This window comes from Xenorhabdus budapestensis, from assembly GCF_002632465.1.
GTDB classification, from domain to species: Bacteria; Pseudomonadota; Gammaproteobacteria; order Enterobacterales; family Enterobacteriaceae; genus Xenorhabdus; species Xenorhabdus budapestensis.
The window spans coordinates 1-433 of the sequence record NZ_NIBS01000152.1 but is presented as its reverse complement, the minus strand read 5'-3'; the positions used below and the strand labels follow the sequence as shown (position 1 = coordinate 433).

The 433-nt window shown below is 61.9% G+C and carries 1 protein-coding gene; it reads left to right on the top strand.

Going from position 1 to position 433, the window contains the following annotated elements:
- Positions 1-315: tyrosine-type recombinase/integrase (locus tag Xbud_RS19385; protein WP_145956699.1), on the top strand; the 315-nt coding region annotated here is incomplete at its 5' end.
- Positions 316-433 lie beyond the last annotated feature (118 nt).

The following is a 433-nucleotide window of genomic DNA, read 5'->3' as shown; positions in this document are numbered from 1 at the left end:
GACAAGCCGGGCGCCTGCCACCTGTTCCGGCACTCGATGGCCACACAGATGCTGGATAACGGGGCGGATATCCGCCATATCCAGGCGATGCTGGGGCACGAAAAACTCAATACAACACAAGTGTATACGCGGGTTGCTATCGGACACTTAAAGAAAGTGCATAAACAAACCCATCCGGCCGAGCGTGACCCTCAGGCATTGCCGGAAGCAGACAATCATACCGAACCGCCGGAGAGCCGCTCAGGCCGTGCCAGCGGAGAGCCGGACACCGTACCGACACTACTGTGTACCGGACAGCCCGATCATCCCCGTTGAGTTGGGCAGGTTCGGTGCGGGGGCAGACCGTGGCCGGACTGCCCGTTAGCATCGGTGTCTGCGGGGGTACGTGGGCCATGGCCGGCCTGAGCCACGATGCCCCCGTTCAGACCGTGCA